Annotated in this window: 11 protein-coding genes; 5 read left to right on the forward strand and 6 right to left on the reverse strand. The window is 74.6% G+C overall.

The features are described 5' to 3' along the window. Positions 1–67 precede the first annotated feature (67 nt). From ACIRRS_RS19655 to ACIRRS_RS19670, 4 genes are all read right to left on the reverse strand, one after another. Positions 68–1,081, reverse strand: coding sequence for a tyrosinase family protein (locus ACIRRS_RS19655; protein ID WP_402972238.1), 1,014 nt, complete (start codon positions 1,079–1,081; stop codon positions 68–70). A gap of 1 nt (position 1,082) precedes the next feature. Then, the gene (locus ACIRRS_RS19660) at positions 1,083–1,442 is read right to left on the reverse strand and encodes a hypothetical protein (RefSeq protein ID WP_402972240.1); all 360 of its coding nucleotides are present in this window, start codon (positions 1,440–1,442) and stop codon (positions 1,083–1,085) included. A 120-nt stretch (positions 1,443–1,562) separates the two neighbouring features. Then, positions 1,563–1,784 carry a hypothetical protein gene (locus tag ACIRRS_RS19665; protein WP_402972242.1) on the reverse strand — a complete coding sequence of 74 codons (222 nt, stop codon included), beginning with the start codon at positions 1,782–1,784 and terminating at the stop codon, positions 1,563–1,565. A 103-nt stretch (positions 1,785–1,887) separates the two neighbouring features. Further along, a complete protein-coding gene (locus ACIRRS_RS19670; RefSeq protein WP_402972244.1) occupies positions 1,888–5,742 on the reverse strand; it encodes an amino acid adenylation domain-containing protein in 3,855 nt (1,284 codons plus the stop codon). Between the two features lie 199 nt (positions 5,743–5,941). On the opposite strand from ACIRRS_RS19670, the gene ACIRRS_RS19675 reads away from it, so the two are divergent. The 4 genes from ACIRRS_RS19675 to ACIRRS_RS19690 all read left to right on the forward strand — a co-directional run bounded on the left by ACIRRS_RS19675 (position 5,942) and on the right by ACIRRS_RS19690 (position 10,399). After that, positions 5,942–6,682: a GNAT family N-acetyltransferase gene (locus ACIRRS_RS19675; RefSeq protein ID WP_402972246.1), complete on the forward strand. Its 741-nt coding sequence runs from the start codon at positions 5,942–5,944 to the stop codon at positions 6,680–6,682. 300 nt (positions 6,683–6,982) lie between these two features. Continuing rightward, the gene (locus ACIRRS_RS19680; RefSeq protein ID WP_402972248.1) at positions 6,983–8,245 is read left to right on the forward strand and encodes a MurT ligase domain-containing protein; all 1,263 of its coding nucleotides are present in this window, start codon (positions 6,983–6,985) and stop codon (positions 8,243–8,245) included. 46 nt (positions 8,246–8,291) lie between these two features. Then, complete coding sequence (locus ACIRRS_RS19685) at positions 8,292–9,020, forward strand: type 1 glutamine amidotransferase (RefSeq protein ID WP_402972250.1); 729 nt, start codon at positions 8,292–8,294, stop codon at positions 9,018–9,020. 353 nt (positions 9,021–9,373) lie between these two features. Then, complete coding sequence (locus ACIRRS_RS19690) at positions 9,374–10,399, forward strand: 6-phosphofructokinase (protein WP_402972251.1); 1,026 nt, start codon at positions 9,374–9,376, stop codon at positions 10,397–10,399. A gap of 100 nt (positions 10,400–10,499) precedes the next feature. Here the strand turns inward: ACIRRS_RS19690 and ACIRRS_RS19695 are convergent, their stop codons facing one another. Continuing rightward, a complete protein-coding gene (locus ACIRRS_RS19695; protein WP_402972253.1) occupies positions 10,500–12,263 on the reverse strand; it encodes a hypothetical protein in 1,764 nt (587 codons plus the stop codon). Between the two features lie 235 nt (positions 12,264–12,498). On the opposite strand from ACIRRS_RS19695, the gene ACIRRS_RS19700 reads away from it, so the two are divergent. After that, complete coding sequence (locus tag ACIRRS_RS19700) at positions 12,499–13,911, forward strand: phospholipase A2 (RefSeq protein ID WP_402972254.1); 1,413 nt, start codon at positions 12,499–12,501, stop codon at positions 13,909–13,911. Positions 13,912–14,101: 190 nt separating this feature from the next. On the opposite strand, the gene ACIRRS_RS19705 is transcribed toward ACIRRS_RS19700, so the two are convergent. Continuing rightward, positions 14,102–14,938 carry a helix-turn-helix transcriptional regulator gene (locus ACIRRS_RS19705; protein ID WP_402972256.1) on the reverse strand — a complete coding sequence of 279 codons (837 nt, stop codon included), beginning with the start codon at positions 14,936–14,938 and terminating at the stop codon, positions 14,102–14,104. Between the last annotated feature and the right edge of the window lie 18 nt (positions 14,939–14,956).

The following is a 14,956-nucleotide window of genomic DNA, read 5'->3' on the forward strand; positions in this document are numbered from 1 at the left end:
TGGTCGAACGCCGGTGCGATCGACGACGCACAGAGTACGTCAGGGCGCGAACGATCCGTCACCCCCCTCAGGGGAGAACGTCGTAGGAGTACAGCGCGGACACGTCCAGCACCGAGCGCGGGGTCGCGGAGGCGCCGAGCGGGGAGACGATCGGGTCGTCGATCCGCTCGCCCTGGAGGGTGGCCGCCGGGGCGGTCGTGTCGGGGGCGTAGAGCGGGCCGTAGCGGGCCAGCCAGCTCTGCCAGATCCGGTCGACGTTGCAGTGGTGGAGGAAGAACACCGGGTCGTTGGGCGAGGTGGAGGGGCCCATGTCGCCGCCGACCCACAGGTGCACCTGGTTGTGCAGGTGGACGGGCTGCGCCGGGTCCTTCGGGACCCAGCCCTCCAGCCGGTCCCGGAAGCCCTCCGAGGAGACGTCGAAGTCCGGGGTGTCGTACCGGTCGGCCGGCGAACTCCCGGCCGGCGGCGCGTAGTCGAGGGCGTCCTTGACGTCCGCGCCGGTCGGCAGGGTCGGCCAGCCGAAGGGCGCCGCCTGGGCGAGGGAGCGGGACAGGCCCCTGTGGACCTGGCGGAAGCCCATGCCGCTGGGGCCGGAGGCCTCGATCCGGACGGTGAAGGTCTTGGGGTCGGCCTGGTCGAAGGCGAACGGGCCGTCGGCGACCGGGCTCCCGTCGCCGCCCAGGTAGGCGGCGGTGAAGACGGTGGCGGTGACGGGCGAGCCCGCGTCCCCGTCGGCCGACCAGTCCCAGTACGGGAGCGCGAAGTCCGGCTTGGCGAGCACCCGTTGGAGGTTCTGCTCCAGGAAGCCGAGCATCACCCGGTGCCACGGCAGGAAGATCGGGCCGCGGTGCGCGGCGTTGCGGGTCTGCGGGTCCCCGCCGGGCGGGACCGGGGTGTTCATCGTCCGGCCGTGCCAGACGACGAACAGGTCGTAGGTGCTGACCGGGGCCGTCGGGCCGGGGACGCCGAACTGCTTGGTGGTGGTGCCGCTGTTCTCCTGCTTGAGCAGGCCGACGCCGCGCACGTAGTCGTCGCGGGCGGTGGTGTCGCTCAGGATGTTGCGGCGGGTGACGGCGGCCATCTCAACCACCCGCCGGGGAGACACCCGCCGGGGAGGCACCCGCCGGGAAGGCGTCGGGGTAGGCGTTGATCAGCACCCTCACGGCGTCCACCGCCGAGAGGAACTGGTAGGCGGGCAGGCCGCAGCAGGACAGCATGCCGCTGTTGTCCACGACCAGCCCGGTGTCGACGTGCTTGCCGTCCACCGTGATGTCGTAGCTGGTGGTGACGCTGATCCGGTGCCCCCGGAAGTCCGCGGTGCGGACGGTCTTCACGGGGCCGTGGCCCATCGTCATCGGGGGCTGGGGCAGGGCGGCCAGGTAGGCGCCCAGGGTCTGGGGTACGGCGGCGGTCCGGAGTGTCGCGGGGTCGATGGCGGTCATGTCGGCTCCCCTGCCGGTGGCGGCTCCGGCCGGTCCGGAGCCCGGGAGGCCCCTCCTCCATCCTCGTGCCCGGGCCGCCCGCCCGCAGCCCGGGCGGGCGGGCGGCGAAGCGGAACGCGCTCAGCCCTGGTCGGCGGGCTGCACCACGCAGGCGGCGTTGCCGAGGGCGGAGCCGAAGCCGCCGAGGAGGGAGGAGACCACCGTCCGGCAGGCGGCGGCCTCCTGCGCGTTCTTCGGGCCGTTGCTGCCGCCGTCGGCGGCGGCCGGGGAGGCGAGGGCGAGCGGGGCGGCGAGCAGCAGGGCGCAACAGGCGGTGACGAGGGCGGATCTCTTGACTGGCATGGCGGGAACCCCTTCGGAGGGAGTCGGTGGTCGGCGGTGAGCCGAGCCATCCCTATCCGAAGGGGCTCCGCGCGGCGCGGATTCTGCGCCGTCCGTGGGCGTGTCACTCACCGGCGGCGCGTTCCACCGCCCGGATCGCGGCGGCGAGTTCGAGCACTCCGGGCTCCCGCAGCACCCCGTAGTGGTCCCCGGCCAGGTCGACGACGGCGGGCGGGGCGGCGCTCCAGCCGGTGCGGCCCTCGATGAAGGAGTAGTCGTCCCCGGCGGCCTTGAGGACGGTCACCGGCGCGTCGAGGCGGCGTTCGGCGAGTTCGCCGAAGCTGTACTCGAACTCGTAGGTCTCGCCGACGATCCGGGCGATCCGCCGGATCAACTCCTCGTCCAGCTCCGGCAGCAGCCGGTGGACGAAGGCGGTGAAGCCGTCCTCGTCGCCCGCCTCGGCGAGGCAGCGCTCCAGGTCGGGCCCGCTGATCGCGCCGGCGAACACCGAGTAGAGGATGGTCAGGTACGCGGGGTTGGCGTAGGAGGCCTCGCGGCCCCAGCGCTTCCCGTCGCGCCGGCGCACCTCCGGGTTGCCGGGGCAGATCAGCAGCAGGTTCTCGACCCGCTCGCCGGCCTGCTCCAACTGCCAGGCCGCCTCGAAGGCGACGCGGGCGCCGAAGGAGTAGCCCCACAGGGTGTAGGGGCCTTCGGGCTGTATCCGCCGCAGTTCGGCGAGGTCGGTGGCGGCCATCTCGCGGATGGTGGCGTACGGCGTCTCGCCCGCGTTGATCCCGTGCGACTGGATGCCGTAGAAGGCGCGGCCGTCGCCGGCCTCCCGGCCGAGCGTGCGCAGGTTCATCGGGTACCCGCCCAGGCCCGGCCAGCAGAACACGGGCCGCCGGGCGTCACCCTGCGCGAGCGGCACGAACCGGGACGAGGAGTCCGCCGGGCCGGCCCGGTCGATCCGCGCGGCGAGGTCGCCCAGGCGGGGGCATTCGAAGAGCACCTGGAGCGGCAGGGTGACGCCGCACTCGCGGTTGATCCGGTGGACGAGGGCGACGGCGATCAGGGAGTTGCCGCCGACGGCGAAGAACTCGTCCGCCACCGACACCTCCTCGTAGCCGAGCGCCTCGCCCCACACCCCGGCCAGCCAGCGCTCGCGCCCGGTGGCCGGGGCGACGAACTCCCCGCGCGTCCCGGCGGTGCGCACGGCCTCGGAGGCGGCCAGCGCCTTGAGGTCGACCTTGCCGTTGGCCGTCAGCGGCAGCTCGTCGAGGACGAGCACCCGGTTGGGGAGCATGTAGTCCGGCAGCAGGGTGGCGAGTTCGTCCTTGACGATCTCGGCCGGGCCCTTCATGTGGACGGCGTCCTCGCGCATGCCCTCGCTGCGGATCTGCTCCTCGCTGACCCTGCCGCCGAGGAAGAAGTAGGACGGGCCGCCGGCCAGCCCGGCCGCCTCCAGGACGGCGTCGATGCGGCGCGAGGCGGGCAGCGGGTGGCCGGACTTGGAGCTGTAGCCGGAGGACATGAAGCCCAGGCCCAGGCCGTTGCGCTGGAGGCGGTGCAGCTCGGTGCCGAGCGCGATGTACTCCAGCCACTCCTGGCCCGCCCCGGCGCGGGCGACGGCGGTGATGCCGAAGGCGGCCCTGGCGTACACCGACTGGTTGATCGCGATCACGTGCCGGGCCTCGACGACCTCGTCCGAGACGCGGGCCAACTCGCCCTCGCCGTACCGGTAGAGGCCGGCGGGCAGGCCCTCCACCCGGCCCTCGTGCGCCTGGACGTACAGCTCCACGGGCACGGCCGAGCGCTCGCCGGCCCGGCCGACCTCGAAGGCGCCCAGGTACTCGTCCTCCTCGGCGACGTCCAGGCGGGCCCCGGCCGCCGGGTCGGCGCCGAGCGGGCGGACGGTGAGGCCGTACTCGGGCAGGACCTCCTCCAGGACGCCCAGCAGGTGGCCGGTCTCGAACTCCATCACCTCGCGGATGTTGTTCTTGTAGACGGGCTCGATCGCCCCCGTCCTCCCCGAGAAGTGCAGGGTGAGGTAGGCCTGTTCGCGCGGCTCGGCGGCGCCGACGCGGATCAGGGCGTGCTCGACGGGGTGGTAGTAGTACAGCCCGGCCGCGAGGCCGTCCAGCCCGCCGGTCTCCAGGTACGTCTGGACGGCGTACAGGGCGCCGGGCGAGGCGTAGGCGTACTTGGGCAGCAGCCGCTCCTCGCTGTGGAACTGGCCCAACCACCGCAGCACACGGCCGAGTTCGGGGAAGCTGAGCAGCTCGGGGCCGCGCGCGAACGTACTCGCGGGGCGGGGTGCGAGCAGGGCGAGCAGGTCCTCGCGGGTGACGGGGCCGCCGTCGTAGAAGCGGTAGGTCTTGCGGGCGAAGACGGCCCGGCGCTGGGCCTCGGTCCCGCGGCGGCCGGGCAGGGCGATCCGCTCGCGGCCCGCCAGCGCGGCCGGGTCGCGCACGCCGGGGTCGGAGAGCTGGGCGCGGACCTGGAGGCGGCTGGCCTTGGACTGGTGGTGGCCGCCGCTGTGGCTGTCCTGGTCCATCAGGGCGGCCTCGCGCGGGTTCAGCTCCACGCAGGCGACGAGGTCCTGGCGCCCGGTCCGCTCGTCCTCGGTGACGACGGCGGCGGAGCGGCGCACCCAGGTGTGCTCCTCGACCGCGCGGGCGATCTCGTCCAACTCGACGCGGTGGCCGCGCAGTTTGACCTGGTTGTCGGCGCGCCCGGCGAACTGCAGGGTGCCGTCCGGGTTCCAGCGGGCGAGGTCGCCGGTGCGGTAGAGGCGTTCGGCGGGGGCGAACGGGGAGGGGACGAAGCGCTCGGCGGTCAGCTCCGGGCGGTTGAGGTAGCCCCGGGCCAGCTGGACGCCGCCGATGTACAGCTCGCCGGTGCCGCCGAGGCCGACGGGCGCCAGGTGCTCGTCCAGGACGTAGCACTGGGTGTTGTCCACGGGCCGGCCGATCGGGACGGAGTCGGCGCCGTCGCCGGGCGCGGCCGGGTCGACCAGGTGCGCGGTGGCGTTGATGGTGCACTCGGTCGGGCCGTACAGGTTGACCAGCGAGGCGCCGGGCAGGGCCTCGGCCAGCTCGTGGGCCAGGCGGCGCGAGAGCGCCTCCCCGCCGGAGAAGAGCCCGGTCAGACCGGTGCAGCCGGCGAAGCCCTCGGTCTCCAGCAGCGCCCGCAGCAGGGTCGGCACGCACTGCAGGGCGGTGACGCCGTACCGGCGCACGGCGGCCACCAGTGCCTGCGGGTCCCGGTGGAGGCCCGGGGTCCCGGCCACGACCCGGGCGCCGACGGCCGGGGCGAGGATCTCCCACTGGGCGGCGTCGAAGCTCATCGGCGTCTTCTGCAGCACGGTGACCTCGGGGTCCAGGTGCCCGGCCCCGAGCAGCCAGCGCAACTGGGCGACCACGGCGCGGTGCTCGACCAGCACGCCCTTGGGGCGGCCGGTGCTGCCGGAGGTGTAGATGACGTACGCGGCGTCCCCGGGGCCCGGGCCCTCCCCCTCGACCCGCTCGGGCCGGTGCTGCGCCTCCTCGACGGTGACCACCTCGGTGCCCGGGGGCACGAGGGCGGCCAGGCGCTCGCGCAGGTGCTCCTGGGTGAGGACGATGCGCGTGCCGCTGTCCTCCAGCATGTAGCGCAGCCGGTCCTCGGGGTACTCGGGCGACAGCGGCAGGTACCCGGCCCCGGCGTACAGGACGCCCCAGACGCCGGCGACCAGCGCCGTCGAGGGCTCGGCGAACAGGCCGACGCAGCCGTCCGGCCCGGCGCCGAGGGCGCGCAGCCGGGCGGCGGTGCGGCGGGCGCGCTCGGACAGGTCGAGGAAGGTGAGCTCGCCGTCCTCCCCGATGACGGCCGGGGAGGCGGGGCGCACCCGCACCTGCCCGTCGAGCAGGTCGGTGAGCGCGCTGCCGGCCGGGGCGCGGCGGGCGTGGGGAAGGGCGGTGACGGCGGTGGTGGTGTGCATGGGGAACCTTCGGTGCGTGGACGGACGGGGCCCGGCGGGGGCCGTCCGTGGACGGCACCGGGCCGGTCTCCACCGTCGGCCGCCCGGCGTCCCGGTCACATGAGGCACCGGTCCAGACCTCTGACGGTCCCGTCCCGGGTGCTCGTGCGTTCACGATCACGTAACCGGCCGGAAGCGCGGCGTGGGTAGCGTCGCCCCCATGACGGCTTCACGCACTCGCCTCGAACGGCTCTGGCACCGGCCCTTCCGCAGGTCCGACCGCAGGTGCGCGGCGCCCGAGGGCCAGGCCACCCGGCTGCCCGCGCTCACCGGCGGCCCGTACCGGCTCGCCCGCCCGCACCAGGCCCCGGCCCGTACGGAGTCCCGGCCGCCGCTGCTCTCTCCGCCGTCCGATCCGTCTCTTCCGCCCCTGCCGTTCCTGCCGTTCCTGCCGTCCCTGCCGGACGGGACGCGCCTGCTGGTGCGCCCGGCCGGGCCCGCCGACAAGGCGGAGGCGCTGGCGATGCACGGCCGCTGCTCCCCCGCCTCGCTGCGGCTGCGCTACCACGGGCCGGTCCGCGACGCCGACCGCTACCTGGACCACCTGCTCGACGCCCGGCACGGCCGCACCCTCGCGGTGACGGCCCCGGACGGGCGGATCGTCGCCCTCGGGCACCTGATGTGGGACGACGGGGAGGCGGAGCTGGCCGTGCTGGTCGAGGACGCCTGGCAGCGGCACGGGCTGGGCACGGCGCTGCTGCGCCGGCTGGCCTCGGAGGCCCGGGCGGCGGGGATCGGGACGGTGTACGCGGTGACGTACGCGGCCAACACCGCGCTGATCGCCGCGATGCGGCGGCTGGCGGCGCCGCTGGACTTCCGGCCGGAGGACGGCACCCTGGTGATCACCGCCACCCTGGCCGCGCACGAGCAGGCCGCGCCCGCGCACCGTCCGGGCAGCTGACGTCCTCACGGTTCCTCACCGGTCCTCACCGCTGCTTCCGGGCCGCTGATCATCTCTTCACCAGATCCTCACGCGGGAACCCTGCGGCGCCCCGGCGCGTCCTCAGGCGGTGAACGGCCCGTCCGTACACCGCCCTCCTCGACGGCCCGTCAGGCGCCCCGCGGACCGCGTCCGAGCTGGCCGTACGGGGTCCGGATCGTCGAGCCCGGCGGCGGAGTCGGTAGGCTGACCCCGTCCCCGCCGCCCGCCGGCCCGTAGTCCGGCCACGGGTGGTGCCGCAGCAAGGAGGAACCACTGAGCATGGCAGGCACCGAATCGGAGCCCACAGGCGCACGCGACGCCTCGCTGCCGGCCCGCGCCAAGATCGCGGTCACGGCGGGGAAGGTCGCCGCCGCCGTGTCCCGCAAGGCCGGGCGAGGTAGCGGCTCGGTGATCGGCGGCAAGGTCGCCCTCAGGCTCGACCCCGATCTGCTCGGCACCCTCGCCGACCACCTCGACGTGGTCCTGGTCAGCGCGACCAACGGCAAGACCACCACCACCCGCCTGATCGCCGAGGCGCTGCGCGCCGCCGGCCCGGTGGTCTCCAACGCGCTCGGCGCCAACATGCCGGCCGGCATCACCTCCGCCCTCGCCGGCGGCAGCGACGCCCGCTTCGGCGTGATCGAGGTCGACGAGAAGTACCTGGCGATGGTCGCCCGCGACACCCGCCCCAAGGCGATCGCCCTGCTCAACCTCTCCCGCGACCAGCTCGACCGCGCCGCCGAGACCCGCATGATGGCGGAGAAGTGGCGCGAGGGCCTCCAGGACACCGAGGCCGTGGTCATCGCCAACGCCGACGACCCGCTGGTGACCTGGGCCGCCTCCTCCTGCAAGAAGGTGGTCTGGGTGGCCGCCGGCCAGGCGTGGAAGGAGGACGCCTGGTCCTGCCCCGCCTGCGGCGGCGTGATGCAGCGCCCCGGCGACGACTGGTTCTGCCAGGAGTGCGGCTTCCGGCGCCCCAACCCGCACTGGGCGCTCCAGGGCACCCACGTGATCGACCCGCAGCGCGGCGCCTGGCCGATCCAGCTCCAGCTGCCGGGCCGGGCCAACCTCGCCAACGCCACCAGCTCCGCCGCCGTCGCCGCCGTCTTCGGCGTCGCCCCGCAGGTCGCCCTGGAGCGGATGCGCTCGGTGACCGCCGTCGCCGGCCGCTACGACGTCGTCCAGTACCAGGGCCGGGACATAAGGCTGCTGCTCGCGAAGAACCCGGCCGGCTGGCTGGAGACCTTCTCGCTGATCGACGGCCCGCCGGCCCCGGTCATCCTCTCCGTCAACGCCCTCGACGCCGACGGCACCGACACCTCCTGGCTCTGGGACGTCGACTACGAGCGCCTCGCGGGCCACCCGGTGTTCGTGATGGGCCAGCGCAAGCTGGACCTCGCGGTGCGCCTGGAGGTCGCCGGGCTGCAGTTCCACGTCGTGGACTCGCTGGAGCAGGCCGTCCGGATGGCCCCGCCCGGCCGGATCGAGGCCATCGCCAACTACACCGCCTTCCAGCAGCTGCGGAAGGTCGTGGCCGGCTGATGCCGGGCCCGCACCACCCTGTTCACGTATCGGAAGGTCTTCGAGGATGAGTGAGAGCAGCCTGCGCGTGGTCTGGGTCTACCCGGACCTGCTCAGCACCTACGGCGACCGGGGCAACGCCCTGGTCGTGGAGCGCCGGGCCCGCCAGCGCCACCTCAACGTGACCCGGATCGACGTCCGCTCCGACCAGGCGATCCCCACCAGCGGGGACATCTACCTGATCGGCGGCGGCGAGGACCGCCCGCAGCGCCTGGCCGCCGAGCGGCTGCGCGCCGACAGCGGCCTCGTCCGGGCCTCCGAGAACGGCGCGATCATCTTCGGCGTCTGCGCCGGGTTCCAGATCATGGGCCACGAGTTCATCAACGACCTCGGCGAGCGCGAGCCGGGCCTGGGCCTGCTCGACGTCTGGACCTCGCGCGGCGAGGGCGCCCGCTGCGTCGGCGACGTCCTCGCCGACGTCGACCCGCAGCTCGGCCTGCCGCAGCTGACCGGCTTCGAGAACCACCAGGGCGTCACCCAGCTCGGCCAGGGCGTGCGGCCCTTCGCCACCGTCACCGTCGGCCGGGGCAACGGCACCGGCGACGGCACCGAGGGCGCCTGGCGGGACACCGTCTTCGGCACCTACCTGCACGGCCCCGTGCTGGCCCGCAACCCCGCCGTGGCCGACATGCTGATCAAGCTGGCGCTGGACGTCAACGCCCTGCCGCCGGCCGACACGACCTGGTACGACGCGCTGCGCACCGAGCGCATCGCGGCCGCGACGCGCCCCGCGTAGTACCTCCGGCGGACCCGGCGCCGGGTGCCCGCGATGCGGTCACCCGGCCCACGGGCCGCCCCGGACGTACGACAATGGGGACGCCTACTGCACACCCTCCTCGGCAGCAGGCCGCACTTCCGCGCGGGGGCGCCGACGGCGCCGCTCCCGCGTCGGCTCCTGCCCGGCCGGACCAGGGGCCGTATGCTCGACTTCACGGCCGTTTTCGGGCGTTTCGCCCGGATCGGCCGGTCCTTCACCCCGCGGCCACCTCCCCGCCATCCCGGTGTGGGAGCGCCCCGCTACGGTGGCGGCTCGTCGTCCCAGCCTGTAGTCCGGCCGTTCCTCGGTTCTGCTCGGGAGTTGCAAAGCTAATGCGTATCGGAGTGCTGACCAGCGGCGGTGACTGCCCCGGACTCAACGCGGTGATCCGCTCCGTGGTCCACCGGGGGGTGGTCGACCACGGCGACGAGATCATCGGTTTCCAGGACGGCTGGCGCGGACTTCTCGAAGGCGTCCACCGCCCGCTGACCCTCGACTCGGTGAGCGGCATCCTGGCCCAGGGCGGCACGATCCTCGGCTCCTCCCGGGTCCAGCCGAGCCACCTGCGCGACGGTGTGGAGCGGGCCAAGAAGTACTGCTCCGACCTCGGCATCGACGCCGTCATCCCGATCGGCGGCGAGGGCACCCTCAAGGCCGCCAAGCTGATGAGCGACGCGGGCCTGCCCGTCGTCGGCGTGCCGAAGACCATCGACAACGACATCGCGGCCACCGACGTCACCTTCGGGTTCGACACCGCCGTCTCCGTTGCCACCGACGCCCTCGACCGGCTCAAGACCACCGCCGAGTCCCACCAGCGCGTCATGGTCGTCGAGGTCATGGGCCGCCACACCGGCTGGATCGCGCTCAACGCGGGCATGGCGGCCGGCGCGCACGCCATCGTCGTGCCGGAGCGCCCCTTCCACATCGACAAGCTGACCGAGGTCGTGCGCGAGCGCTTCGACCGGCAGAAGAAGTTCGCGATCGTGGTCTGCGCCGAGGGCGCCAAGCCCGAACCCGGCACCATGCACTGGGAGGAGGGCACCAAGGACATCTACGGGCACGAGCGGTTCACCGGCATCGCCACCCAGCTCTCCCGCGAACTGGAGCACCGCCTCGGCAAGGAGGCCCGCCCGGTCATCCTCGGCCACACCCAGCGCGGCGGCACCCCGACGGCGTACGACCGCGTCCTGGCCACCCGCTTCGGCTGGCACGCCGTGGAGGCCGTCCACAAGGGCGCCTTCGGGCACATCACCGCACTGCAGGGCACCGCCATCAACCTGGTGCCGATCGCGGAGGCCGTCGCCGAGCTCAAGACCGTCCCGCAGGAGCGCTACCAGGAGGCCGAGACGGTCATCTGACCGCCTCCCCTCCCGGCGCCCCCTCGACCCTCGCGGTCCCGGGGGCGCCGTTCCGTTTCCCCGCCGGGATCCGGTCGAAGTGCCGCAGGCCCGAGCAGACCTAGCGGGTGGCGGTGATGGCGGCGGCGGGGGTGCCGATGGGGGTCCAGCCGGTGCCGGGGCCGTCCCACCGGGAGACGGCGCTGTGGTCGGCCGAGAGCCGGTAGACGGTGTGGTCGCCGACGGCGAGGTCGGCGCCGGCGTCACCGATCGGTGTCCAGGCCATGGGGGTGCCGTCGTACTTGAGGATCCGGCCGGTGGCGGTGTCGACGGCGAAGAGCCCGGCGCCGCCGGCGTGGAGCCCGGTGGCGGGGCCTCCGATGCGCTGCCACCGGCCGGGGGTGCCGCTCCACTGGCGGATCTCGCCACGGTCGGGGGCGAGGGCGTAGAGGTGGTCGTTGTCGACGGCGTAGTCGGCGCCCGGGCCGCCGACCGGGGTCCAGTCGGCGGGGGTGGTGCCGGTGCCGTTGTAGCGGTTGACGCCGCCGGTGGCGGGGTCGACGGCGAACAGGCCGGCTCCTCCGGCGTAGAGCCTGACGGCGGCGCTGCCGATGACCGTCCAGGCGGTGCCGGAATCCCAGCGCAGGACGGCGGTGCCGTCCTCCTTGATGGCGTAGAGGTGGTCGCCGCCGACGGCGAACTGGCGGCCGGGGGTGCCGATCTTCGACCAGTGCCCGGGGACGCCGTCGTAGCGGTACAGGTCGCCGGTGGCGGGGTCGGTGAGGAACAGGCCGGCCGGTCCGGCGAGGAGGTCGCGGGCGGACGGGCCGATGTCGGTCCAGGTGGTGCCCGTGCCGCTCCAGGCGCGTACGTGCTGGTGGTCGGTGCTGACGGCGAACAGGCCGGTGGGGGCGCTGTCGTTCGGGGGGAGGGCGGCGGGGCGCGGGCCGGGGTGCGGGTCGCGGGCGAGGTAGGCGCCGGCCGCCAGGAGCGCCAGGGCGACGCCCAGGGCCAGGGCCAGGTTGCGGACACGGGCGGGGCCCGGCCGGGGGGCCGCGGCGGCGTCCCCCGCCGGGGGCCGGTCCGTGCGTTCGAGGATGACGCCCCGCACGATCCGGTGCCCGACGCCCTCCCGTCCTTCGGCGGACGGGAGGGCGTCGGTCAGCAGGGCGACCGAGGCCCGGCGGACGTCCAGTTCGGTGTGGAGGCGCGCCAGTACCTCGGCCGAGGGATCGCGGGGCACGGGAAGCGCCGGATCGGCCGCGGAGCCCGGCCGGTCGTGGGCGTGGCCGGGCGGGGCGAGCGGCTCGGTCAGCGCCCGCCGGGCCTCGGCCTGGTGGCGCTGGAGCAGGCCCAACTCCCCGTACGCGGCGCTCAGGAGGCGGTCGGGGCCCGGCGCCTCCTCGGCGGGACCGTGCCCGGGCGGCGCGCCGCCGTCGGCGGGGGTCGCGCCGGACGTGCCGAGCCCGTCCACGAGTTGGGCGATGAGCCGCTCCAGGGTCTCGATCAGGTCCGCGACCTCGGCGAGGTCCTTCCTGCCCTGCTTCCTGGCCGCGGCGTCCGGCCGCGGGGCGGCGGCGGCCGCAGCGGCGGCCGCCGTGTGGAGCGTGCGCGCCTTCGCGGACATCGCTTCCCGGGCGGTGGCGTCGCGCGGGAAGCGGTCCCGTACGACCCTCAGCAGCAGGGCCAGCGGGATGAGCTTCTCGCCGGACCGGTACTGGCCCCACACGCTCTTGCTGGACTTGTAGTCACCGGACCTGTAGCGGTCCTGGAGCTCCCTGAGCGTGACGCCCTCGGTCAGGACCGTCAGGAACCGCGCGAGGGCCTTCGCCTCGCCGCCGCCGTGGTCCTTCGGCGGTTCGGCCTGCCCGACCGGCTGTGGCATCGCTCCCCCTCGGCGTCCGTGCCTGTCCGTTCCCGTCCGCGCCTGTCCGTGCCTGTCCGTGCCTGTCCGTGGCGCTTCGCACCGCTGACCTGCTGAAACACCCCGACACGCCTCACGGACCATCAGATCAGGTTCCACCGTGGTGTTCCACCGCTTCCGGCAACTCGCCGCAGCGGACCGCACACCCCCGTACGGACGACAGGCCGGGACGGGACACCGACCAGGAGGACCCGCCGTGAACCACCACCCGAGCGACCCCGCCCGCCCCCGGCCCGGCCGACGGCCGCTGAAGGCGCTGCTGCGCGTCGGCAGCCTCGCCGCGGCCGCCGTGCTCCTCCTCGGCGTCCCCGCCGAGGCCGCTCCGCCCGCCGTCCCGAAGGCGGCGGCCGCCGCCGTGCCCGCGCCCGTCCCCGTGTCCATGGGCTCCATCGTGTCCGCCGAGCGGGACGCCTACGCCCTGGCCGCCGACCGCTCCGCCGTCTACCGCTGGTCGGACGGCTCGCAGAAGTGGACCAGGATCGGCGGCCCGGCCGAGAAGCTGTTCGCCGGCGGCGCGGGCCTGTTCGCCGTCGACCCGAAGACGGGCAACCTCAACAAGTACACCGGAACACCGGGGAGTTGGACGAAGGTCGGCGGCCCCGGCCGCACCTTCGCCGTCACCAACGACCACCTGTACGGCCTGGCCCCCGACGGCAGCTCCGTCCGCGAGTGGACCGGGCGCGGCACCGACTGGCGCACCATCGGCACCACCCCCGCCACCCAGCTCTACGCCGGCGGCGCGGGCCTGTTCGCCACCGACCCCAAGACCGGCAACCTCAACAAGTACACCGGCACCCCGGGGAGTTGGACGAAGGTCGGCGACCCCGGCCGCACCTTCGCCGTCACCAACGACCACCTGTACGGCCTGGCCCCCGACGGCAGCTCCGTGCACGAGTGGACCGGGCGCGGCACCGACTGGCGCACCATCGGCACCACCCCCGCCGCCCAGCTCTACGCCGGCGGCGCGGGCCTGTTCGCCACCGACCCCAAGACCGGCAACCTCAACAAGTACACCGGGAAGTCGACCAGGTGGGTCGCGGTCGGCGGCCCCGGCGCGGACTTCACCGCCACCGGGGCGCTGCTGTACGGCCTCGCGCCCAACCACACGTCCGTGGCCCGCTACACCGGTGCGGCGAAGGACTGGGACCTCGGCGTCAGCGCCCCGGTGGCCAACCCCGCCACGGACGAGCAGAAGCTCCAGCGCCTCGGCGCACTGACCGCGTCCGGCGGGGACGCCACCGCCGCCTGGTACGCGGCGCGCCGCGACCACATGAAGGGCAAGCCCGACGTGTTCGAGTTCAACTGGTCGACGGACTACTGCACCCACTCGCCCGACAAGCCGGTCGGCTTCGACTTCACGGCGGCCTGCGCCCGCCACGACTTCGGCTACCGCAACTACAAGGAGCTGATCGGCGACCAGGCGTTCAGGAGCAACATCGACGGAAGGGCGCCCAAGGTCCAGGTCGACAGCGTCCTCCTGCAGGACCTGAGGAGCGTGTGCGAGCCCCACCTCATCAGCCGCTACGAGGTCTACCCGACCGGGCCCGCCCGCCTGCTCTGCCTGAAGACGGCCCAGAGCTACTACGCCGGCGTCACCATCGGTGGCTGACCCGCCGGTTCCGGGTGTGGGGGCGGCGCCCGCGGCCCGGGGGGCCCCCCCCCCCCGCCGCCGCGCCCCCCGGGGGGGGGGCCCCCGGGGGGGGGGGGGGGCCCCCCGGGCGGGGGGCGGGCCCCCACACCCGTGAGCACGGGCCGGGCCCGTACGCCGACGACCACTTCGCCGGCGCCTCCCGAGGCCGTCACCGCGCGCACAGCCGGTCCAGGGACGCGCGGCTCTCCTCGTCCGTACCGCGGTAGACCAGCAGGCGCAGTTCCGGGTCCTGGAGGGGCAGCAGGACTTCGAAGTCGACGGTGATCGCTCCGGCGACCGGGTGCCTCAGCAGCTTGCGGCCTCGCCCGTTGACGCGGACCTCCCGCTCGGCCCACAGGCGGGCGAAGTCCTCGTCCTGCGCGCTGAACTCGGCGATCAGCTCGGCCAGCGCCCGGTCCTCCGGGTGAGCGGCCCACGCGGCGCGCAGGTGGGCGACCCCGTCCCGCAGCGTGCCCTCGCGGTCGGCGTAGAAGCCGCGCATCGCCGGGTCCAGCAGGCACAGCCGCATCGCGTTGCGCCGCGACGGCGCAACGGCGTCGAAGCCCGGTAGCAGCCGGGCCATTTCGGGATTCCGGGCGAGGATGTCGAAGCGGTGGTCCAGCAGCATGGCCGGCAGCGGCGAGAGGTCGCCGACCAGCCGGGTCAGCGACGGCGCCGCACCGGCGGCCGGCCCGCCGGTGCTGTCCGGACGGCGGTGTCCGGCCAGGTCGAACAGGTAGTCGCGTTCGCCCGGATCCAGGCACAGGGCCCCGGCCAGCGCCGTCAGCACCTCCGGCGAGGGCCGCAGCCCGCGGCTCTGCTCCAGCCGGACCACGTAGTCGGTGCTGACCCCGGCCAGTTCGGCGACCTCCTCCCGGCGCAACCCCGGCGTCCGCCGGGGCCGCCGGGGCGACGGCAGGCCCAGCCGGTCGGGGTCGAGGCGTTCGCGCCTGCTCCGCAGGAAGGCGGCCAACTCGTTGGCGGCGTCGACGGTTCGGGTCGTCATGTCCGGTCCAACGGCGAG

The organism is Kitasatospora sp. NPDC101183 (assembly GCF_044767945.1).
In the GTDB taxonomy this organism is placed as follows: Bacteria; Actinomycetota; Actinomycetes; order Streptomycetales; family Streptomycetaceae; genus Kitasatospora.